This window comes from Curtobacterium phyllosphaerae (assembly GCF_049341865.1).
GTDB classification, from domain to species: Bacteria; Actinomycetota; Actinomycetes; order Actinomycetales; family Microbacteriaceae; genus Curtobacterium; species Curtobacterium phyllosphaerae.
Map to the genome: position 1 here is coordinate 1 of NZ_JBMPIU010000010.1, position 21605 is coordinate 21605.

The 21605-nt window shown below is 70.3% G+C and carries 16 protein-coding genes; 1 reads left to right on the forward strand and 15 read right to left on the reverse strand.

Annotated features, from left to right (window positions below; genetic code table 11):
• Positions 1-300: 300 nt before the first annotated feature.
• The 12 genes from ACO0E0_RS14910 to ACO0E0_RS14965 all read right to left on the reverse strand — a co-directional run bounded on the left by ACO0E0_RS14910 (position 301) and on the right by ACO0E0_RS14965 (position 17126).
• Positions 301-1224, reverse strand: a complete 924-nt coding sequence (locus tag ACO0E0_RS14910) for an aldo/keto reductase (protein ID WP_422872232.1) — start codon at positions 1222-1224, stop codon at positions 301-303.
• Entirely contained in the window at positions 1221-2243 is a 1023-nt protein-coding gene (locus ACO0E0_RS14915) for a LacI family DNA-binding transcriptional regulator (RefSeq protein ID WP_422872233.1), read from the reverse strand. Before ACO0E0_RS14915 ends, ACO0E0_RS14910 begins: the two co-directional genes overlap by 4 nt.
• A gap of 53 nt (positions 2244-2296) precedes the next feature.
• The gene (locus tag ACO0E0_RS14920; RefSeq protein WP_422872234.1) at positions 2297-3358 is read right to left on the reverse strand and encodes an ABC transporter permease; all 1062 of its coding nucleotides are present in this window, start codon (positions 3356-3358) and stop codon (positions 2297-2299) included.
• A gap of 55 nt (positions 3359-3413) precedes the next feature.
• Positions 3414-4928, reverse strand: a complete 1515-nt coding sequence (locus ACO0E0_RS14925) for a sugar ABC transporter ATP-binding protein (protein WP_422872235.1) — start codon at positions 4926-4928, stop codon at positions 3414-3416.
• On the reverse strand, positions 4921-6666 hold the full coding sequence (locus tag ACO0E0_RS14930; protein ID WP_422872236.1) for a GMC family oxidoreductase: 1746 nt from the start codon (positions 6664-6666) through the stop codon (positions 4921-4923). Before ACO0E0_RS14930 ends, ACO0E0_RS14925 begins: the two co-directional genes overlap by 8 nt.
• Entirely contained in the window at positions 6663-7388 is a 726-nt protein-coding gene (locus ACO0E0_RS14935) for a gluconate 2-dehydrogenase subunit 3 family protein (protein WP_422872237.1), read from the reverse strand. Before ACO0E0_RS14935 ends, ACO0E0_RS14930 begins: the two co-directional genes overlap by 4 nt.
• A gap of 79 nt (positions 7389-7467) precedes the next feature.
• On the reverse strand, positions 7468-8550 hold the full coding sequence (locus ACO0E0_RS14940) for a sugar ABC transporter substrate-binding protein (protein WP_422872238.1): 1083 nt from the start codon (positions 8548-8550) through the stop codon (positions 7468-7470).
• 115 nt (positions 8551-8665) lie between these two features.
• Entirely contained in the window at positions 8666-9826 is a 1161-nt protein-coding gene (locus tag ACO0E0_RS14945; protein ID WP_422872239.1) for a nitrilase-related carbon-nitrogen hydrolase, read from the reverse strand.
• A gap of 232 nt (positions 9827-10058) precedes the next feature.
• The gene (locus tag ACO0E0_RS14950; RefSeq protein WP_422872240.1) at positions 10059-11093 is read right to left on the reverse strand and encodes a LacI family DNA-binding transcriptional regulator; all 1035 of its coding nucleotides are present in this window, start codon (positions 11091-11093) and stop codon (positions 10059-10061) included.
• A 254-nt stretch (positions 11094-11347) separates the two neighbouring features.
• Positions 11348-14530: a GH92 family glycosyl hydrolase gene (locus tag ACO0E0_RS14955; protein WP_422872241.1), complete on the reverse strand. Its 3183-nt coding sequence runs from the start codon at positions 14528-14530 to the stop codon at positions 11348-11350.
• Positions 14531-14577: 47 nt separating this feature from the next.
• Entirely contained in the window at positions 14578-16035 is a 1458-nt protein-coding gene (locus ACO0E0_RS14960) for a serine/threonine-protein kinase (protein WP_422872242.1), read from the reverse strand.
• Between the two features lie 191 nt (positions 16036-16226).
• Positions 16227-17126, reverse strand: a complete 900-nt coding sequence (locus tag ACO0E0_RS14965; protein ID WP_422872243.1) for an SDR family oxidoreductase — start codon at positions 17124-17126, stop codon at positions 16227-16229.
• 185 nt (positions 17127-17311) lie between these two features.
• Here ACO0E0_RS14965 and ACO0E0_RS14970 point away from each other — a divergent pair, with 185 nt between their 5' ends.
• Positions 17312-18208, forward strand: coding sequence for a polysaccharide deacetylase family protein (locus ACO0E0_RS14970; RefSeq protein WP_422872244.1), 897 nt, complete (start codon positions 17312-17314; stop codon positions 18206-18208).
• 22 nt (positions 18209-18230) lie between these two features.
• Here ACO0E0_RS14970 and ACO0E0_RS14975 read toward each other — a convergent pair whose 3' ends face one another.
• From ACO0E0_RS14975 to ACO0E0_RS14985, 3 genes are read right to left on the reverse strand one after another with little or no spacing between them, the layout of a single operon-like run.
• Entirely contained in the window at positions 18231-19229 is a 999-nt protein-coding gene (locus tag ACO0E0_RS14975; protein ID WP_422872245.1) for a carbohydrate ABC transporter permease, read from the reverse strand.
• On the reverse strand, positions 19229-20161 hold the full coding sequence (locus tag ACO0E0_RS14980; RefSeq protein ID WP_422872246.1) for a carbohydrate ABC transporter permease: 933 nt from the start codon (positions 20159-20161) through the stop codon (positions 19229-19231). Before ACO0E0_RS14980 ends, ACO0E0_RS14975 begins: the two co-directional genes overlap by 1 nt.
• Position 20162: 1 nt before the next feature.
• Positions 20163-21539, reverse strand: coding sequence for an ABC transporter substrate-binding protein (locus ACO0E0_RS14985; RefSeq protein ID WP_422872247.1), 1377 nt, complete (start codon positions 21537-21539; stop codon positions 20163-20165).
• Positions 21540-21605: the final 66 nt, after the last annotated feature.

The following is a 21605-nucleotide window of genomic DNA, read 5'->3' on the forward strand; positions in this document are numbered from 1 at the left end:
CAGCTCCATCAAGCCAGGAGGCCTCGCCGCGTCACAACCCCCGAAGTGTCACCAACGTCACGGCCAGGTACACCTAGGCCGCGTCTCTCACACTGATCACGCCCGGTCAGGCCGGTTCGGGAACTGCGACGGCTCGCCGCCGAACCGGTCCCGATCCAGTGGCGCCGATGATCTCTCGGTGGAGCGCCCCGAGAGATGGGTGCGTTCGTCGGCACCTTGGGACCTCGTCTCAGACTGTTCGCCCGCTCCAGACGCTGCTGGGGCGTCGTACGACGGAAGTGCGGCCGGAGACGGCCAGCCTCACACGGCGGCGACGTGCGGCCGGAGGGCCGCCCACAGGGCGTCGGGGATCTCGGCATCGACGAGCGCCAACGTCTCGTCGATCCGCGCCGGCGACGACATGCCGACGATCGTGGACGTGACGCGCGGATCCCGGGTCGAGAACTGTAGCGCCGCGGCCGCGAGCTCGACACCGTGCTCGCGGCACGCGTCCTCCATCGCCCGGACGCGGTCGATCACGGCGCTCGACGCCGGCTGGTACGCGTACGTCGACACGGCGTCTGGGCCGCGAACGAGCATCCCGCCGCCGAACGGTGCGGCGTTGACGAACGCGACACCGCGCGCCGCAGCCTCGTCGAGGAGCGGACCGGCCGTCTGGTCGACCAGGGTGAACCGGTTGTGGCTGATGACCACGTCGAACAGGTCCGTGCGGACGAACGCGAGTTCGAGGTCGATCGGACCACCGGCCACACCGATCGAGCCGATGAGACCCTCGTCGCGGAGCGCCAGCAGCGCCGGGACGGGACCGTCCTCCGCCATCGACGCATCGAAACCGATCTTCTCCGGGTCGTGCAGGTAGACGAGCGGGAGCGAGTCGATCCCGAGCCGTTCGAGGCTCTCCTCGACCGATCGGCGGACCCGTTCCCCGGAGAAGTCGTCGGACCCGGGGAGCGGGTCGACCTTCGTGGCGACGAGCGTCCCGTCCGGGACACCGCCGTTCGCCGCGATCGCCGCGCCGATGCGACGCTCGCTCGCGCCGCCGCCGTACTCGTTCGACGTGTCGATGAACGTGAACGGGGAGTCGAAGACGCGCTGGATCGTCGCGACCGCGTCCGCCTCGGCCACCTCGTAGCCGTACTGCGCCGGGAAGCTGCCGAGCGCACTCGTCCCGACGCACACCTCGCTGACGGACAGGCCGGTGCGGCCGAGCTGGTTGACGTTCATGGGTTCGTTCCTCTCGTGGTGGTCGGCGCCGAGCCCGGAGGCGGCGGTGCCGTGCTGGCCCGGTGGACCAGTGTGGGTTGGACCATGTCGACGTCGCGCCGGGCGCGGGGGTGGGACATGAGCTCGAGGATCCGATCGACGCACAGGCGGCCGACCTCGTCGAAGTCGAGCTGGACGGTGGTGAGCGGGGGCCGGAAATGTCGCGACTCCGGGATGTCGTCGAAGCCGACGACGCTGACGTCCTCGGGGACGCGTCGTCCGACGGCGCCGAGGCCGTTGATCAGGCCGAGTGCCATCTGGTCGTTCGCGACGAACACCGCCGTGACCGCCGGTCGGCGCCCGAGCGTGAGCCCGGCCTCGTACCCGGAGTCGCTCGACCAGTCGCCGCGGACCGGCGGAGGCACCGCGGCGCCCGCCTCGGACAGCTCCTCGGACCATCCCCGGACCCGCGCGTCCGCGCCGCTCCACCCCTCCGGACCGGCCACGTGCCACACCGTGCCGTGGCCGAGATCGAGCAGGTGCCGGGTGGCGAGACGCGCCCCCCGCACCTCGTCCGTCGCGACGAAGTCACCTCGGTGCCCGTTCCCCGGGTCGAACACCACGACGGGCACCCGCCGGACCTGGTCCTCGAGCGCCAGGAGTGCGGCGCGCACCGGGGCGAGCACCACGACCCCGTCGACCTGGGTGGATGCGAGGTGCTCGAACGCCGCGCGGACGGCCGGACGCCCGACGTCCGCGAGGGTGACGAGGTTGGTGGCGTACCCGTGCCGCCGCGCCTCCTCCGCGATCCCGAACAGGGCCACCGACGGGCCGTACTGCGCGAGACCGAAGCTGATCACGCCGAGGTTCATCGAGCGCCTCGTGGCGAGCGCCCGAGCTGCCGTGTTCGGTCGGTAGTCGAGCTGCGCGATCGCCTCCTCGACACGGGCGCGGACCGCCGGGCCCACGTTGTCGCTGTTGTTGACGACCCGCGACACGGTCTGCTGCGAGACCGCGGCGAGACGCGCCACGTCGATCATCCGTACGCGTCCTGGGGCGGCGCCAGACCCCCCGTCGACGCCGCCCGTGGGCGTCACCGGGCGACCGCCGCCCGCTGCCGCCGCATGGTCGAGAAGAACGCCCCGATCCGCTGAACGCCTCCTGCGCTCGAGAGGAACACCGCGATCACGATGACAGCGCCCTTGATGACGAGCTGCGGCTCCGACGAGATGCCGATGAGGTTCATGATGTTCACGATGAGCGAGAGCACGAACACTCCGATGATCGCGCTGATCGGGTCGCCCTTGCCGCCGAAGAGGGACGCACCGCCGACGACGACGGCAGCGATGGCGTCGAGTTCGTAGTTCGAGCCGATGAGCGACGAACCCTGGAGCAGCTGCCCCGCGGAGATGAGCCCAGCGAGCCCGGCGAGCAGCCCGGAGAGCGTGTACGTCACGAGCAGATTGCGCGCCACGGGCAACCCGGACAGTCGTGCCGCCTCGGGGTTGCCGCCGATGGCGTACAGCTGACGGCCGAACGTGGTGTACTTCGCGACGAACGCCGCCAGGGCCGCCAGCAGCACGAAGATGACCACCGCGTTCGGGACGCCGAGGACGGTCCCCGACGAGAAGATCGTGATGAAGGTGGTGTTCGTGATCGCGATGAGGCTCGTCGACTGGATGATGTAGCTGAAGCCCTCGACCGCCGAGAGCATGGCGAGCGTGGCGATGAACGGTGGGAGCCGCAACCACACGATGAGGACGCCGTTGATCGCTCCGACCACCGCCGCGGCGAACAGGGTGAAGACGATCGCGGCCCCCGCCGGCATGCCGGACCGGAGTGCGATGGCGACGACCACCGTCGACATCGCGAGCGTCGAGCCGACCGAGAGGTCGATGCCGCCGGTGAGGATGACGAAGAACTGGCCGATCGCGAGGACCGCGATGATGGCGGCCGACGAGATGACGTTCTGCAGGTTGCGGCCGGAGATGAAGTCCGGCGAGATGTAGTATCCGGCGACGACGATCGCGATGAGCACGAGGATCAGGTAGCTCTTCGGGAGCACCTGGCGTGCGAACCGCCATCGTTCGGGGGCTGAACCGGTGGCGTCGATGTGCGCCGTCGTTCCGGTCGTGAGGTCGTTCTGTCCGATCATGGTCGTGCTCCTCGTTCTCTGGCGCTCCGTCGCGCCCGGGTCAGGACGTGCGTGGTCACTCGAGGTGGTCGAGGATCGCGCGACCCTCGGGACCGACCTCGTCGTGGGTGAGTTCGGCGACGACGCGGCCGTGCGCCATCACGAGGACGCGGTCGCACATCATCGCCTCGGAGATCTCCGAGCTCGCGATGACGACCGTCCCGCCGTCTCGGGCGAAGTCCCGGAGGAGTTCGTACATGTCCTCCTTCGCGCCGACGTCGACTCCGCGGGTCGGCTCGTCGCAGATGAGGAGTCGCGAGGACCGCACCAGCCACCGGGCGAGGATCGCCTTCTGCTGGGTGCCCCCGGACAGGGTGCCCATCGGCTGGTTCACCCCCGAGATCCGCATCCGTAGCCGTTCCGCGAGGGCGACCGCAGCCTTCCGCTCCTTGCCGGACTCGATGATCCCGGCCCGGCTGAACATCGGCATGCTCGCGAGGGTTATGTTCCCTGTCACCGACATGCCCGGGATGAACCCGTGGGCCTTCCGGTCCTGCGGCAGGAGCCCGATGCCGTCCCGGATCGCTTGCCGTGGCGAGCGGTAGTCGACGGCCCGGCCACCGAAGCGGACGCTGCCGACCGAGCGCCGACGGTTGCCCGCGAGGATGTCGGCGAGCTCCGACTGGCCGCTGCCGATCAGTCCGGTGATCCCGAGCACCTCCCCCTCGTGGAGGGTGAGGTCGACGTCCTCGACGCGCGTGCCGTCGCCGAGACCATGCGCCTCCAGGAGGACACCGCCCCGACGACCACTGCCGATCGACGGCGTGCCGGACCCGGTCTGCGCCGCGCTCGTCATCGAGCCCGCCAGGGAACGCCCCACCATCGCCGTGACGACGTCGTTCGGGCGCGTGTCCGAGGTCGACATCTCCGATACGAGCTCGCCGTCGCGGAGGACGGTCACCGAGTCGCAGAGGTCGTACAGCTCGTCCATCCGGTGGGAGATGAACACCATCGCCACCCCTTGGGCCGCGAGCCGTCGGAGTGCCTGGAACAGGCGCCGCACCTCGGGCTGCGGGAGCGCCGACGTCGGCTCGTCGAGGAGCAGCACCCGTGCGTCGCGGTGGATCGCCTTGGCCAGTTCGACGGCCTGCTGTTCGGCCACCGAGTAGCTCGACACCAGTCGGCTCACGTCGAGCTGCACGCCGACACGGGCGAGGGCCTCCTCGGCCTGCGCCTTCATGACGGACCACGCCACGACTCCGCGCCTGGTCGGTGGGCCGGAGAGGAACACGTTCTCTGCGACCGTGAGCGTCGGCACGAGGCTGAGCTCCTGGTGGATGGTGTGGATGCCGGCGTTCTGGGCCTCGATCGGCTTCCGGAGACGGACCGGCTGCCCGTCCACCTCGATGACGCCGCTGTCCGGGGTCTCGGCGCCGGAGAGGATCTTCACGAGCGTCGACTTGCCCGCACCGTTCTGCCCGGCGAGCGCGTGGATCTCGCCCGCTCGGACGCGGAAACCGACGCCGGCGAGCGCCTGGACCCCGGCGTAGCCCTTCGTGATGTCCCGGACCTCGAGCACGGTGTCAGACATGGATCGGCACCCCGGTCCGGCCGATGTCCGCCGAGGTCATGAGCGGGCGGCCGAGCATCTGGTCGACCGTCATGTAGTTCAGTGCCCAGATCGTCTCGGTGGGGTTGTAGCCGTGGTAGCTCGGGAACTGCCCGCCGCCGACGACGTAGAGGTTCTCGCACTCGTGCGAGCGCCCGTACATGTCCACGACGCTCGTGGCGGGGTCCTCCCCCATCCGGTGTGTCCCGACCTCGTGTGTCGAGATGTGGTAATCGGGGTTCGTCGTCTCCTCCCACCACGTGGTGAGCCCCATCTCCTGCGCGATCCGCCGTTTCTGGGTGAGCAGGAACTCGACGCCGCGCTGGTCGGTGTCGCTCCACCCGTGCGTCATCCGCAGCACGGGTTCGCCGTGGCGGTCCTTCCGCACCGGGTCGAGGTCGACGTAGGTGTCGGTGCGCGGGATGTTCGCAGTCTGCGAGTACATCGCCCAGATGTGCGTGTAGTTGTCGCGCATCCACTCGCGGAACCCCGAACCCCATCGCGGTGCGTTCGCCGGCATCGCCTGGGCGATCTCGAGCGGCTGGTAGTCGCCCGGCCAGCTGATGATCGGTGCGCCCCAGGCGACGTTCGGGTCGTGGTCGTGGACGAGCTCCCCGGAGAAGTCCTCGATCGCGGTCGACGCCACGAGCGGCCCCATGAACGGGTTGGACGTCTCCTTCGTCAGCCCCATGAAGAACCCGAAGGCGTGCGTCATGAAGTGCTTGCCGACCTGCCCGTTGCGGTTGATGCCGGAGGCGAGCAGCAGCCGCGCGTTCTCGAGCGCGTAGCAGGCGAGGACGACCTGGTCGGCTTCGATGTCCGTGGACCGGCCCTCCTGGTCGTAGTAGGAGACGCCGATCACCGACCGCCCGTTCGCAGAGCGGTTCACGCGGTACACCCGGCAGTAGTCGAGGACCTCGAGGTTGCCGCTCGCGAGCCCGTACGGCAACGACGCGACGTGCGTGGACGTCTTGGCGTTCGTGTGACACGCGTACCCGTGGCAGAACCCGCAGTACGTGCAGCCGTCGCGGTCCTTGAACTTCTCCGACGCGATCGCGGCGGCGGTCCGGAACGGGTGCATGCCGAGTCGGTCGCACGCGTCCGCGAACTGCTGGTCCGCCGGGCCCTGGCGGAGGGGCGGCATCGGGTAGTCCCGGGTGCGCGGTGCCTCCCAGGGGTTCCGGCTCTCCGCCTCGTGCCCGGCGATGTTGTTGCCCTTGCCCGAGATGCCGAGCTCCCACTCGGCCTTGTCGTAGTAAGGCTCGAGATCCTGGTACGAGATCGGCCAGTCGACGAGTGTGTGGTTCTCGGGCAACACGCCCTCGCCCACCCGCTCCGCGATGGTCGACCGCATCCGGAACTCGGACTCACGGAACCGCCAGGTCGCGCCTCCCCAGTGGATGGATCCGCCCCCGGTGCCGAGCGACGGCGGGAGGTGCAGCGGGTTGACCGTGCCGAGCGGGCCGTCGACCCACGGCAGGATCGCGGCGTCACCGCCCTCGTCGTTCCGCCAGGTCATCGGGTCGTCGGTCATGTTCGGGATGATGGCGCCCCGGGCGTAGTACCGGATCTCGTCGAACTTCAGCTTGAAGTCCTCGTCGGTGTAGGCCGCGCCCTTGTCGATGCAGACGACCTTCTTGCCCGCCTGCGCGAGTTCCGATGCGATGAGCGCTCCGGACGCGCCGGCTCCGACGACGATGACGTCGACCTTCCTGGTCATGAACGGTGCTCCTCGGTGTCGATGGTGATGACGTCCTCCGGCGCGATCGCGGCGGAGGTGTAGTGCTCGTTCGGCGGCAGTTCGGCGAGTTGCCGCCGCAGGTCCGACAGCGTCGTGATCGGGATGGAGCCCGCGTCGAACCCGGGCTGCATCTGTGCGGCGGTGTAGCCCCACTGCGCACCGGGGAAGCCGACGAGCTTCCAGCCGACGGTCCCGCGGTTCCCGCCGTAGGCGGGGTCGCAGAAGTAGCCCTCGATGACGTGCTCCCGCAGGATCGCGAACAGCCGTCGGAGCAGCAGGGTGTCCCGGCCGCCCTCGGCGACCTGCCTGCCGTTCGGCTCGGTCACGGGGCCCTCGAGCGACGGCTCGACGGGATCGCCGAGGAACTCGGCGACGACCGCGTCCTGCGTCAGGGTGTCGAGGTTCCGGAACGGCGCGCCGTGGGTGTCGACGCACCACCGGTCGAGCTCCCGGAGGCCGAGCCGGTAGGGACGCTGGAGCCGGGTGCTGAAGCCGGCGACGGCGCGGTCGATGTAGTAGACGACGCCCGCGTCCGTCGCCCCGGGCTCGTCGCCGTCGGCGGGGATGATGCGTTCGCCGACCGCTTCGACGGTGATCGCCTCGGCGTCGGTGAAGAACGTCAGGGCGACGTCGTCGGTGTCTGCGGTGGGGATCGGGCCGGTGCGCAGCGCTGCGCCGACCCCGTTGGTGATTCCTGGCACGGGTTCCCTCTCCTTGCTGTGCGTCACGAAGTCGCTCTGCGTCATGGACGCTGCGGTGGTCGACTTCGTCGACACGGGGTCACTTCTGGGTGGTGACGCGGACGTGGGTGAGCGACGGGTCGTAGTACTGCTTCGCGTTGTCCGGCGTCACGACCGTGGTGTCGATGTACTGCGTGCCGCTCGGGCATGCGGAGGTCTTGCCGGCGTAGGCGTCGACCGCCATCCGGACCGCTGCCTGGCCCTGCTCGTACGGTCCGTTCGACGCGTCTGCCTGGATGGGGCCGGTGGGGTCGTCCTCCATCTCCCTGACGGTGGACATCTGCCCGTCGTAGGAGCCTTCGAGCACGTCGTTCCAGATCCCGGCCTGCTTGAGGCCGGACTCGATGCCGCCCTGCATGACGTCGGACATGCTGAAGACGATCTTGATGTCGGGGTTCGCGGTCGCCGCGTCGCGGATCGGGGCCAGCGCCTGGTCGGGCTTCCACGATCCGTACTTCAGCGGCAAGGCCACCGTCTTGACGTTCGGGTGGTCCTTCATGACGGCGTCGTAGCCCTTCATGAAGCCCTTGTAGCGGAGCTCCGAGATGACGTCGCCGGGGAACCCACCGATGGCGAGGAGCTTGTAGGTGCCGGAGTCGCCGTACTTCGCGATGGCCTTCTCGGCGATCACCTTGCCGGCGAGCGCCCCGGTCGCGGTCTGGTTCTCGGCGATGTAGCAGAACGTGTTCTTCGCGTTCGACGCAGAGAGGTTCGAGTTCACCGCGACGACCGGGATCTTGTCCTTCTTGAGCGCCAGCAAGGACGGTCCGACGCCGATGGGGTCGTTCGCGTTCATGACGACGACGTCGGCGCCCTTGGCGATGATGGTCTGCACGTCCGAGTTCTGCTGGACGGTGTCGCCGTTCGCGTCGAGGAGCACGAGCTTCGCGCCCAGCTTCTTCGCTTCCGCCTGCCCGCCGGCGACGAGGGTCTTGTACCAGTCGCTGCCGGCGATGGACCGTTGCGTCCAGCCGATGACGAGGCCTTTGCCGGTGGCCTTGTCGGCGTCCGAGGTGGATGCGACACCGGCTCGGGCGCATCCGCCGAGCAGGACCGCGGCGGCACCGATGGCGATGACGCTGGTGAGGATGCGGCGTCGGCCGCGGGATCGTGAGACGGACATGCTGTTCACTCCTTCGTGAATCACGGAACACGTCGTGCGCCGCGTACTGCTGTCGCGCATCGGTGCGCACGGGGGCGGTGGGCGGCCCCGTTGACGGGCCGCCCACCGGGTCGGGTCAGACCGAGACCGGCTGCGCGTCCTGCGCGTTCGGCGATCCCTCGCCGAGGGCCTGCTCCGGCACGGCGGTCGTCTGGTCGATGGGCGTGTACACGCCGCGCGACTCGAGCAGGTCGATGTTCCGTTGGCGGAGCGCCTTCTCCCGCGCGAGCCACCCGGTGGCCGGCGGCGCGTCGAGGTACTGGTTCTTCGGGTAGATCGGCTCGGCGTAGATCGCGGCGTACTGCTCGGTGCGGAGGTCCTTGAACCCGTTGAACACACCGTTCGACTGGCGTGCCCGTCGGAGTGCGTCGATGTCGATCACGGTCGAGACGAACGAGTCGCCCGACGCGAGGCCCTCCTGCTGCACGATGATCGAGCCCTTGTGGTCGACGATCATCGAGCGGCCCCCGAAGAGGTCGTTGAGGACGCCGTCCGGGCCCCGCTCCGGGCCGAGGTTCGGGGCGACGACGATCGCGTTGTTGAACATCGCGTGGGCGCGGTTCTGGATCTCCCACATCCCGTTCATCGTCTGCGGCTCGATGAGCGTCGCGCGGATGATGACTTCGGCGCCGTTCATGGCGAGGCCGCGAGCGATCTCGGGGTAGGAGCCCTCGTGGCAGATGACGTACCCGATGTTGCCGATGTCCGGGGTCTTCGCGACGGGGTAGATCGCGTCCATCACGCGTCCACCACCCTTCTTGACGATCCACTCGTCCCACAGGTCGTGCGGGTTCGTCGTCCCGAGCGTGCCGCCCTCGAACCCGTCGCTCGTCGCCTTGGCCCGGCGGTACACGAGCTCGCCGTTCGGATCGAGCATGAACGCCACGTTGAAGTAGCGGTCCGGGAAGTCGTCGTCGGCGACGAGGTACAGCTCGCCGGCGATGTAGGTGTGCAGTTCCCGGGCTGCCTCGGCGAGCTCGTCCGTCTCCGGTCCGGGGATGGTCCTGGCGAACTTCTTCTCCATGTCGCGGTCGCCCGCCTTGAACGCCATGTGCATGCCCTGGATCGCCATCTCCGGGATGACGACGAGCTTGACGGGGTGTCCCTCGGTGGCCGCCATACCGACGGCGGTCCTCATGAACCCGATGATGCGCTTGGTGTTCGCCAACGCGTCCTCCGGCTCGATGATCGGGATCTGCAGCGGCGAGAGCGCTACCACGGTGTACGGCTCAGTCACGGTCAACTCCTTTGTCGGTGTTCCTGATGGGTGATGTTAGCGCACTATCAGGTGGCGTCAACAGGAGTCAGGAAAATCCTTCCAGGTACCTCCGAACGGGGTGAGGAGCGGTGGACTGCTCGGTCTATCTCAAGAAAACCCCTGGTCAAGTCGTGTTCGTGGATATTAGTTCAGCCCGACAACGGAGACTGCTCGGGAACAGACCACTCCCGAGCACCATCCTGTTACCGCACTATCGGCGTCGGCCAGGGGGTGCCGTGCTCGTCCGCACGACCAGCTCCGGTCGTGACGGCTGCATGCCGGAACCCGCCGCCCCGTCGAGCGCGGCGAGGATGCGACGGACGCACGCACGGCCGACCTCGGCGAAGTCCACGCGGACCGTCGTGAGCGCCGGCGCGTAGAAGGCCGCCTGCGGCACATCGTCGAAGCCGACGACGCTCACGTCCTCCGGGACGCGGAGTCCGCGATCGGTCAGCGCCTTCATGATCCCGAGCGCGACGTGGTCGTTCGAGGCGAACACCGCGGTGACCGACGGGTCGTCGGCGATGCGGAGCCCCGCCTCGTACCCGGACGCCGTCGTCCAGTCGGACGGGATCGGTGCGGGGACGGTCCGGCCCGCCTCCGAGAGCACCCGCGACCACCCGCGGACACGTGCCACGTCGGCGAGCCACCCCTCGACGCCGGAGACATGGTGGACCGTCCGGTGTCCGAGCGCGAGCAGGTGTTCGGTCGCCGCGCGAGCACCGGCTTCCTCGTCGACGGTCACGATGCTGGCATCCTCGATCGCACCTGGGCCGAACAGCACGACCGGCACGTCGAGGTCCAGGCCCGAGAGCGCATCGACGGCGGCCTGCACGCTGGTCAGGAGCACGATGCCGTCCACCGCACCCGCGACGAGGCGACGTGCGGCCGCGGCCATCGTGGCGCGGTCCGCGCGGTCGACGGGCACGAGGCTCGTCTCGTACCCGTTCCGATCGGCCTCCTGCGCGATGCCGAACAGCGCCTCGGAAGGCCCGTACAGCGACAGCCCGAGACTGAGGACCCCGAGGTTCATCGAACGGTTCGTGGCGAGCGCCCGCGCCGCCGGGTTCCGCTGGTACCCCAGCTGCGCGATCGCCTGCTCGACCCGTTCCCGGAGCGCCGTGTCGACGTTCGGCTTGCGGTTGACCACCCGGGACACGGATTGTTGGGACACACCTGCGAGCCGTGCGACATCGACCATTCGTGGTGCGGCGGCGCGTCGGCCTGCGGCGCGCGAGGCGTTCATGATGCTCGATGTCCTTCCCAGCTGTCGCCGTACCAGCGGTGACCAGCGTATCTGCGCGGCAGCCCATGACCGGACATCGGGGCATGCCGGGCACATGACCTGCGTCGCCGACGCCAACCGCTCCGACGCCATGCGCTACCGTCGCGCCGGCCGCTCCGGCCTCGCCCCGCCGCTGCTGTCGCTCGGGTACTGGCACGACTTCGGCGGCGACCGCCCGTTCGCGACCCAGCGGGGGATCAGCCGCCGCGCCGTCGTCACACGGCGGGACCGCTGTCCCGAGCGACGAGTTCGAGCTGCGTCAGCGTGCACGATGTGGTCGCGGTGAACCGCATCGTCCCGCCGTCGGCCAGCTCCCCCTCGATCCGGAACACCCGTGTCTGGCCGGGCCACTCGAACACCTCGTCCTCGCGCATGTCCGCGACGACGAACGACCCGTCCGGCTCGTCGAACGTGATCGACCAGCCGATCGAGCACGGCTCCGCGACCGTGACCGTGTAGAGCGCGACCCGGACCGCGTCCACCGGGAGGTCCACCGACTCCCCCGCAGCGAGGTCGACCCGGGTGAGTCCGGTGTCGTCGGTGAGCGGTGAGACCCCCCTCGGCAGGACGTCCGCGGGGGTGTCCGCGAACCCGTGGATCGCCGAGGCGCTGACCGGACGCGAGTCCGACGCCCAGCCGGTCGGTCCGGCCGAGAGCGTGAACACGATGTGCGCTCCCCGGGCGACCACCGCGTGCGGGATCGAGACGTCCTCCCAGGGCGCGCCGTCGACCGTCACGGACTCGATGAACCGACCGCCCGCTTCCGGGTTGGCGATCTCGATGACCGTGGTCGCGCCTCCGTCCCGACCGGTCCGCAGTTCGGTGCGCGTGACCGACGGCGGCACGAGCACGTACGTGCCGCTCGCCGGCACGAGCGGGTAGAGCCCGATCGTGACGAACACGTACCAGGCACTCATCTCGCCGTTGTCCTCGTCGCCGGGGTAGCCCTGCCCCAGGTCGGACCCGACGAACAGCCGGTCGACGGCCTCGCGGACCGTCCGGTGCGCGTCGTCGTGGTGTCCGGCGAACATCGGGAAGAACGGGATGTGGTGCGCCGGCTGGTTCGACAGGCCGAGCATGCCCATCCGGATGTCCCGCGCCTCGGTCATCTCGTGGATCGGACCGTCGTACGAGCCGGACACCGGCGTGCTGCCGGTCTCGTGTCGGTCCCGGAACGCCGCGAGCGCGGCGAGCAGCCCGGCCTCGCCGCCGTGCAGCGCCGCGATGCCCGCACCGTCGTGCGGCGCGGTGAACATCGTGCCCCACGCGTTCGTCTCCGTGTAGTCGCCGCCCCACTGGTCCGGGTCGAACTGCGCGTCGGACACCCGCTGTGCGCCGTCGGCCTCCCGACCGATGAAGAACCCGAGCCCGGCGTGTTCGCCGGCCTCCAGGCGGTGGAAGACGTTGCGGTACTGCAGTGACCGTCGCGCGAACCACTCGGCCTCGGCGTCGAGTCGGACCGCGTCGCGCGACCCGGGCTGCGACCGGTCGGCGAGCGCCCGCGCCAGCACCGAGGTCGCCCAGTCGTTGATCGCCGCGTCGAGCGTCCAGGACATGCCCTCGTCGGTGTCGACGTCCACGAACCCTCGGAACGCGCCGGGCAGGATGCCCTTGCGGCCGACGCGGGCATCCGGTGCCGGCACCGTCGCGTTGCGGAGCGCGCTCCGGTAGGCCTGCACCACGTCGAACCCGTCGACGCCCTTGCTGAGCAGGTCGGCGAAGACGGTGTCGCTCGTCGTGCCGGTCATGACGTCCTCGGCGCCCGGGGCGCTCCACCGCGGGGTCCACCCGCCGTCGAGGAAGTGCTGCACGAACCCCTGCGCGAGCTCGCCGGCGGTGTCCGGCGTGAGCAGCCCGAGCAGCGGCCAGGCGGTGCGGTAGGTGTCCCAGAACCCGTTCGTCGTCGTCAGGGCGGCCTCGACGATCTCGGGTGCGCCGGCCTCGGGCCCGGAGCGGATCGGGTGGTCCAGCACGTCGCCGTACGGGGAGCGGTGGTGCGGCGACCCGGTGAGCGCTGTCTCGCCGGCGCGGTTCGGGTAGAGGAACAGGCGGTACAGCCCCGAGTAGATCGAGGCGAGCTGGTCGTCGCTCGCCCCCTCCACATGCAGCGTGTCGAGCTTCTCCGTCCACAGGCGTTCCGCCTCGGCGAGCATCGCGTCGAACGAACCGGCAGCCTCGAGGTTCGCTGCCGCATCCGCGGACGACACGGTGGAGATCCCGAGCAGGACGTCGACCGGCCCGTCCGCGGCGACGGCCAGCGACCCCCGCAGCTCGCCGTCGTCCAGCTCGAGCCGCTCGGCGACCACGTGCTGGACCCGGAGGTGCACATGGTGCGGCGGCGTCTGCGAAGGGTGGTCCAGGAGCGCCTCGACGACGATCGAGTCGCCCTCGCGGCGGACGTCGACGTCCGAGACCGTTCCCAGGTGGTCGAGCACCACGGAGCGCGCGCCCTCGAACCGCCACGCGAGCGCGAACTCCCCTGCGGTCATGGTCGCGTCCAGGGACCCGTCGTCGCCGTGCAGCCGGACCGCGTACCGGTGCGGTCCGTCGTGCTCCTCGGCGTGGTCGAAGGCCAGCGCGCGGTCCTCGCGGCCGAGTGGTGGATCCGCCAGCGGCGACGGCATCACCTGGAACACACCCCGGTCACCCATCCACGGCGACGGGATGTGCGACGTCGCGAACGCCTGGATCGTCGGGCGGTTGTCGCGGGCGCGGTTGTGCTCCTGGTAGGCGTAGGGCCAGCGATCCGCGGAGGCATCGGTCATCGGCAGTCCGAACACGCCACCGTGCGGCACGGCGACGAGCGGTGCGTTGTTCCCCCGCGAGAACCGGGCGGACGCCTGGGTCCCGCGTGTGGTCGCCACCGCGTCGATCGGCCGGGAGGCCCTGGTCGGGCCCGGCGCGACGGTCACGTCGTCGAGCCATCCGCGGAGCGCCGGTCCGTCGCCGGTGCCGAGCGTCGCGAGGACGTTCACGACGGTGCGGCCGGCGTGGGCGTCGAGAGACACCGTGCGCCGGTTCCACTGGTCCACCCACGCGGTCCGTGCCGCGAACTGGGCTGCGGGGTCGACCGCCGCGCCGTACTGGTCGACGGCATCGTCCAGACGACCGCCGTCGTCGAACTCGATGGTGAGACCGAACGCCGTCGCGTCCCAGAGGTGGCCGAGGTCGTCGCGGGTCGGCTCGGTGCGGTCGTCCGGCAGGGTGCGTTCCGGGAACCACACCCACGACAGTGCGTCGCCCGGCGCGATCACCCGCCCGGCGAACCCCGGGACGATCGTCGTCGTCCCGCGCTCCGCTCCGGTCTCGACGAGGAACGCCTCGACCGAGCTGAAACCGACACCGTTCCTCGCGGCCACGGCCGTCGAGGGGCCACCGCTCCGTTGCAGTTCTCGCACGCACCAAGCCTATTGGGGGTCGGGCACCGGTGTGACGACCGTCGGCGCTACTGGTTCGTGGGCGCCACCACCGGGTTCGACGCGGGGTTGCTCGGTTCCGGGCCGGTCGACGGGGCGATGTTGCTCGGCACCGTGCTCTGCTCGGGCTCCGACGGCTCCGACGGCTCCGCGGGCTCGGACGGCGCCGTGGGTCCGGACGGGACCCGGCTCGGGACCTCCTGCGACGGCACCGGGGTGCTCTGGTCGGCCGGCGTCGACGACGACGGCGTGCCCGACTCGGTCGGTGCCGGCGCGGTGCCGCCGTCGGCGACCACCAGACCGACCACGACGGCCGCCACGACGAGCACGGCGCCGACGACGGCCCAGATCCATGCCCGACGCCGCCGCGCTGCCGGGTCCGGGCCGCTGGCGGGTGTCGCGGGACCGGCCGGCTGTACCTGGCGTGCCTGTGCCTGGCGTGCCTGTGCCTGTCGTGCCTGTGCCTGTCGTGCCTGTGCCTGTCGTGCCTGTGCCGCGGCCGGCGCCGCTGCCGGCGGTGTCACGCGCCCGAGCACCGTCGTCTCCTGGTCGTCGGTGCCGAGCCCGGGTGGTCCCACCGGCGGGACCGCTGCGGCGCCGAGCACACGGGTGGGTGCCGCGCCGGCGTCGCCGAGGTCTGCCGCCGGACCACGACCGAGCGCCCGCAGCCGGTCCGCCGCCTCGCTGGCCGTCGGCCGGTCGTCGGCGTCCATCGCGGTCATGGTGTGGAGCAGCGTGCGCCAGGCGACCGGCAACGACGTCTCGATCGCCGGTGGCCGGGTGAGCCGGGCCGTGGCGGACTCGATCGCGGTGCCGGGGAACGCCTGCCGACCGGTGAGCGCCTCGAGCAGCACCAGCCCGAGCGAGTACACGTCCGCCCGTCCGTCGATCCCCTGCGCCGTGACCTGCTCCGGCGCCAGGTAGGCCGCCGTCCCCATCACGGTGCCGGTCCCCGTGGCGCGAGCGGCGTCCCGGAGCAGCGCGATGCCGAAGTCGGCGAGCTTCGCGCGGACGGTCGTCCGGCCGGCGCCGGCATCCGCGTCCTCGACGAGCACGTTCGCGGGCTTGACGTCCCGGTGCACGATGCCCTGGGCGTGCACGGCGGCGAGCGCGTCGGCGATCTGCGCTCCGATCCGGGCGACGTCCGCGACGGGCAGGGCCCCCGATCGGAGCCGCGTCGCGAGGTCCGTGCCCGGCACCAGTTCCATCACGAGGAACGACTCACCGTCCGCGTCGGCGACGTCCGCGTCGTAGAGCGTCACGAGCGATGGATGTCGGAGCGAGGCGAGCGCCTGGATCTCCGCCTCGGCGCGGGCCCGTTCGCCCTGGTCGACCGGGCCCATCCGGAACACCTTGACCGCCACCTCGCGGCCGAGTTGCTCGTCGCGCGCTCGGTACACGGTGGCCATGCCGCCGTGCCCGAGCGTCCCGAGGACCCGGTACCGTCCGCCGATCATCCGGTCGTCGTGCTGTGTCCCGTCGCTCATGTCGCCTCACGCTACCGGCGGCGGCGGCGAGGCGGCCGGGCGCGGCGCGGGCGGGCGCGGGTGCGGGCGGGCGCGGGCGGATTCCACCGCGAAAGCGACATCCCCCGGGAAAAGCGCCGTCGCTTGCCCCGCAGAATGTCGCTTCCCCGGGAAATCACCGGCACCCGCACCGGCACCGCACGGGCCCGCGCTCAGGGCGTGACCATGCCGCCGTTCACGTTGAGCGTCTCGCCGGCCACGAAGGACGACTCCTGCGACGTCAGGAACACGTACGCGGGTGCGAGTTCGGCCGGCTGCCCCGCACGACCCATCGGGGACTCGCTCGACCCGAACTCCGGGAGCGACTCCGGATCGACGCCGCCACTCGGCTGCAGCGCCGTCCAGGTCGGTCCGGGAGCAACGACGTTCACCCGGATGCCCCGCTCGACGAGCTGCTGCGCGAGGCCCTTCGACAGGTTGTTGATCGCGCCCTTCGTGGAGGCGTAGTCGAGCCGGTCCGGTGCCGGGGTGTAGGCCTCCGCCGACGCGGTGTTCACGATGGTCGAACCGGCGGGCATGTGCGGCACCGCGGCCTTGATGATGTGGAACGCCGCGAACACGTTCGTCCGGAAGGTCTGCTCGAACTGGTCGTCGGAGAGGTCCTCGAGCTCCGGCTGCCACAGCTGCTTGCCGGCGACGTTCACGAGTGCGTCGAGGCCACCGAGACCCTCGACGGCCTTCGCCACCAGCTCGCGACCCGCGCCCGGAGCGGAGATGTCGCCGGGGAGCGGCACGGCCTTCTGTCCGGCGGCCTCGATCAGCGCGATGATCCGGTCGGCGTCGGACTGCTCGGACGGCAGGTACGACAGCGCGACGTCGGCACCCTCCCGCGCGAAGGCGATCGCCACCGCGGCACCGATGCCCGAGTCCGCTCCGGTGATGAGTGCCTTCCGCCCGGCGAGACGACCGGTGCCGCGGTAGGAGTCGGCGCCGAGGTCCGGCTGCGGGGTCATCTCGGACTCGAGTCCCGGCTCGGGCTGCTGCTGCACGGGCGGGCTGATCACGGGGTAGCGGGTACGGGGGTCGCCGAATTCGTACTGGTCCTTGGGCATGGCACCATGCGTACCCGCCGGGCATGGACTCCGTCTCCGAACGGCCGCGATGCGCACGTCCGCGACACGCACGGCCGCGATGCGCACGTCCGCGACACGCACGGCCGCGGCCGTCCGACAGGGCGGTCGGGATCGTCCTCCATGCTGATGCGCAGCCGCCCCGGGGTCCGCCACGATGGTGCGTCATGAACCGCCCTGCTCCCGCTCGTCCGACCCGCCGCGCCCTGCTCGCCGGGGTGGGCGGAACCGTCGTCGCCGGCGCGCTCGCCGCGTGCGCCGAGGACTCCCGGGGGACCGCATCGCTCCGATCCGCGTCGACCCCGACACCGGCCGGCACCGGCTCCGCGACGGCATCGCCGTCCGGCTCGACGACGCCGTCCGACGCGGCCACTCAGCTCGGCTCGACGCCGAACGGTCCGGCGACCGCGTCCGCACCGGCGACGCCGGTCACACTGCAGCGCCAGCCACTCCCGTCGGGCACCGTGACGGGCCTCCCGCAGGGCACCCCGGGCATCGCCTGGACCGTCGACGACGGCGCCTCGAGCGACGTCGTCGAGGCCTACGCCCGTTTCGCCGCCGAGACCGGCACACGCCTGACGTTCTTCGTCAACGGGGTCCGGCCGTCGTGGACTGAGCACGCCGACCTGCTCCGTCCGCTGGTGGCCTCCGGGCAGGTGCAGCTCGGCAACCACACGTGGGACCACCCGGCGCTCACCAAGCTCTCGGACCAGGGGATCGTCGACGAGCTCACCCGAAACCACGACTTCATCCGGGACACGTACGGCGTGGACGCCAGGCCGTACTTCCGGCCGCCGTTCGGGTACCACGACGCACGCGTGGACGCCGCAGCCGCACGGGTCGGCTACACGACCCCGTTGCTCTGGTACGGCTCGCTGTCCGACTCGGGCGACATCACGTCGGACCAGATCGTCGGCTTCGGCGACCAGTGGTTCCAGCCGGCCCACATCGTGATCGGACACGCGAACTTCGCCGGCACGATCGGCGCCCTGCCCCGCCTGCACGACATCCTGCAGCAGCGCGGCCTCGCGACGTTCACCCTGGACGACGTCTTCCGTCGGTGACGCCCCGGTCGGACGGTGCCGGCTACCCCTTCACTGCTCCGCCGAGCCCGGCCGAGTTGAGGAACATCCGCTGGAACCCGAGGAACAGCACGACGGGGATCAGCGTCGAGATCGCGAGCGCCGCCAGGAACACGTCGAGCTCGGTCGTCGACTGGATGCTCGGCAGCCGCACGGACAACGGCTGGAGCTGGGGGTTCGGGAGGACGAGCAGCGGCCAGAGGAAGTCCTTCCACGAGTTGATCACAGCGAACACCGACACCACGCCGAGGATCGGCTTCGACATCGGGAGCACCATCGACCAGAACATCCGGAACGGTCCCGCCCCGTCCGTCGAGGCGGCTTCGAACACCTCGCGCGGGAGGGCGTCGAAGAACCGCTTGACGAGCAGGATGTTGAACGCGTTCGCGCCGGCCGGCAGCCACACCGCCCAGTAGGTGTTGATCATCGAGGTGCCGATCACCGGCGGGTGCAGGATCGTCAGGTACAGCGGCACGAGCAGCACGACCGACGGGATGAAGAGCGTCGACAACACCATCCCCTCGAGCACCCGGCCGTACGCGGGACGCAGGATCGAGAGCACGTAGCCGCCGGTCGTCGCGACGAGGATCTGCATGGCCCAGGCCCCGACGGCCAGGATGACGGTGTTCCCGAAGTACAGGCTGATGTGGACGTCGTTCCAGGCGGCCGACAGGTTCGCCCAGTCGACGCCGTGCGGGAACACGGCGAGCGGCGTCCGGAGGGTGTCCTGCGTCGGCGTGACCGCGGACTTCGCGAGCCAGAGCATCGGCCCGAGACCGAGCCCGACGAGCCCGAGCAGCAGGAGTCCGTTCAGGGAGAACAGCGACGCGCGCACGGCCCCCCGGCCGCGGTCGGCCCGCGAGACGATGCCGCGGCTGGTGCTGTCCAGCTGACTGGAGGAACGGCGGAGCGGACGGCGCAGGCGGCGGCGGACGGGTGCGACGCTGGCTCCGGCGGGGTCGTCGGAGCCGAGCACCGGCGCGGAGGGGACGGTGGTGGTCATCAGACGCTCCACTTCTTGGTGAGGCGGAAGTACAGGATGCTCATCGCGGCCAACACGATCGCGAGCATGATGCTGAGTGCCGTCGCCGACCCGTAGTCGCCACCGGTGGAGTTGGCGAACGCGTAGTCGTAGATCATGAGCAGGATCGTCGTCGTCGCGTTGTTCGGGCCACCGCCGGTGAACAGGTACGGCTCGAGGAACACCTGCGCCGTCCCGATCACCTGCAGGATGAGCGTCACGAACAGCACCCCGCGGAGCTGCGGCAGCGTGACGTGCCAGATCTTCCGCCACACACGGGCGCCGTCGACCTCGGCGGCGTCGTACAGCTCCGGCGGGACCGAGAGCAGCGCGGCGAGGTAGATGATCACCGTGCCACCCGCCGCGGCCCACGTCGCCTCGAGCACGAGCGACGGCATCGCGGTGCCGGCGTTCTGCAACCACGGCTGCGGCGGGATGCCGACGAACCCGAGGATCGTGTTGAACACCCCGGTCGCACTCCCGTCGTAGAAGAACTTCCAGAGGAGGACCGCGACGACCGGCGGAACGACGACGGGCAGGTAGACGAGGGCGCTGAAGAAGCCCTTCGCCCGCCGGAGCTCGCTCATCAGCACCGCCATCACGAGCGGCAGCGGGTACCCGAACACGAGCGCGAGCACCGCGAACCACACCGTGTTGCCGATCGCGGTCGGCAGGAGCGGGTCGTGCAGCACGTCGACGAAGTTGTGCCACCCGACGAACGTCGGCGCGGTGACGAGGTTCGTCTGCTGGAAGCTCATGATCGTCGCACGGACGATGGGCCACCAGGAGAACAGTCCGAAGACGAGGATCAGCGGGAGGGCGAAGACGAGGGTCGAGAGCCCGCCACGACGCAACCAGGTCGCGGGCGTGCGCTTCCGGTCACGGCTCCGCGACCCGGTTGCGGTGGTGGTCATCTCACTTGCTCGCGTCGAGCTTGGCCTGGATCTGCGTCTGGGCGTTCTTCAGCAGGCTGGCAGGGTCGGCGTTCTTGTCGGTCAGCACGGCCTGGAGGACCGGGTCGAGCAGGCCGTAGAGCTCCTGGGTGTCCGTGGCCGGCTCCGGGATGATCGTCTGGTCGAACTGCTGCTCGGTGTACGGCTTCATCTGGTCGACCGGGACGTTGATCCACTGCTTCGTCCACTCGAGGGTCTTCTCGTAGGTCGCCTTGTCGAACACCGGGACCTGGGGTGCGCCGACGGGCTGGTCGGACGCGGCCAGGGTCTTCGCGTCGCGCTGGGCGTCCGCCTTGTCGAACAGCTTCTGCATGTAGTAGAAGTCGATCCACTTGACGGCGGCCTTCTGCTGGTCGGACGACGACTTGGCGCTGACGGCGGCGAGCGTTCCGCCACCGAGCGCCCCGGCGTCCTTGCCGGAGAGGGGGATGACCGTCTCGCCGTACGACTTCGGGTCGATCTGGTTCTGCGAGACGAGCGAACCGTAGTTGCCGCCGCCCGAGACGTACATCCCGATCTGGCCGGACGCGAACGCCTGGTTGATCGCGTTCCAGTCGTAGAGGAAGTTCCCGCCCATCGAGTCGTCCTTCCAGCGCATGTCCTGCATGAGCGTCAGGGCCTTCTGGTACGCGGCGGTGTCGACGGTCGCCTTCGTCTTCGTGCCGGACCCGGTCTCCGCGCGACCGCCCATCGCGTAGGCGAGGGACGTGAGGATCCAGCCGCCGGTGTTCGACTGCGTCATGGTCGCGTAGCCGGCCTTGCCGGTCTTGTCGGCGATCTGCTTGGCGTCCTCCCGGACCTCGGCCCACGTCGTCGGTGGGGAGTCCGGGTCGAGGCCGGCCTGCGTGAACAGGTCGCGGTTGTAGTGCAGCGCCTGCCCGTACGCGGCGATCGGGAGCGCCTCGATCTTGCCGTCGGCGTCCTCGCCGTTCTTGACCACGTTCGGGTTGAACTGATCGGCGTAGGGCAGCTTCGCGACGAGTCCGGAGATGTCGGCGATCTGCTTCTGCTGGATGAGCGACTTGCCGTCGGTGAACGGGATCGTGAACACGTCGGGGAGCGTCCCGCCGGCGAGTTCCGCGGCGAACGTGGTGCCGGTCCAGGTGTACTCCCGGCTCGACACCGAGATGTCCGGGTTGGCCTTCTCGAACTCCTTCACCTGGTTCTGGAAGGCGACCTTCGCGGGCTTCTCGAGACCGGCGTCGATGGCGACGACGATCTTGGTCTTGCCTCCGGAGCTCGCGGTGGTCGATCCGGTGCTGCAGCCGGCGAGGAGGCCGATCGCTGCGGTGGCGGCGATCGCGGCGGCCGCGATCCTGGTGCGTGACTTCATCGTCATGGTCCTCATTGTCGTGGAACGGGTGCTTGGGGGTGGTGCTGGGTACGGGTGCTGCGAGGTGGTGCT

Coding starts and splice junctions, on each gene's coding strand:
- ACO0E0_RS14910 (WP_422872232.1), bottom strand. CDS start 1,224: ATGAACGTCAACCAGCTCGGCCGCACCGGCCTGTCCGTCAGCGAGGTG.
- ACO0E0_RS14915 (WP_422872233.1), bottom strand. CDS start 2,243: ATGATCGACGTGGCGCGTCTCGCCGCGGTCTCGCAGCAGACCGTGTCG.
- ACO0E0_RS14920 (WP_422872234.1), bottom strand. CDS start 3,358: ATGATCGGACAGAACGACCTCACGACCGGAACGACGGCGCACATCGAC.
- ACO0E0_RS14925 (WP_422872235.1), bottom strand. CDS start 4,928: ATGTCTGACACCGTGCTCGAGGTCCGGGACATCACGAAGGGCTACGCC.
- ACO0E0_RS14930 (WP_422872236.1), bottom strand. CDS start 6,666: ATGACCAGGAAGGTCGACGTCATCGTCGTCGGAGCCGGCGCGTCCGGA.
- ACO0E0_RS14940 (WP_422872238.1), bottom strand. CDS start 8,550: ATGTCCGTCTCACGATCCCGCGGCCGACGCCGCATCCTCACCAGCGTC.
- ACO0E0_RS14950 (WP_422872240.1), bottom strand. CDS start 11,093: ATGAACGCCTCGCGCGCCGCAGGCCGACGCGCCGCCGCACCACGAATG.
- ACO0E0_RS14960 (WP_422872242.1), bottom strand. CDS start 16,035: ATGAGCGACGGGACACAGCACGACGACCGGATGATCGGCGGACGGTAC.
- ACO0E0_RS14965 (WP_422872243.1), bottom strand. CDS start 17,126: ATGCCCAAGGACCAGTACGAATTCGGCGACCCCCGTACCCGCTACCCC.
- ACO0E0_RS14970 (WP_422872244.1), top strand. CDS start 17,312: ATGAACCGCCCTGCTCCCGCTCGTCCGACCCGCCGCGCCCTGCTCGCC.
- ACO0E0_RS14975 (WP_422872245.1), bottom strand. CDS start 19,229: ATGACCACCACCGTCCCCTCCGCGCCGGTGCTCGGCTCCGACGACCCC.
- ACO0E0_RS14980 (WP_422872246.1), bottom strand. CDS start 20,161: ATGACCACCACCGCAACCGGGTCGCGGAGCCGTGACCGGAAGCGCACG.
- ACO0E0_RS14985 (WP_422872247.1), bottom strand. CDS start 21,539: ATGACGATGAAGTCACGCACCAGGATCGCGGCCGCCGCGATCGCCGCC.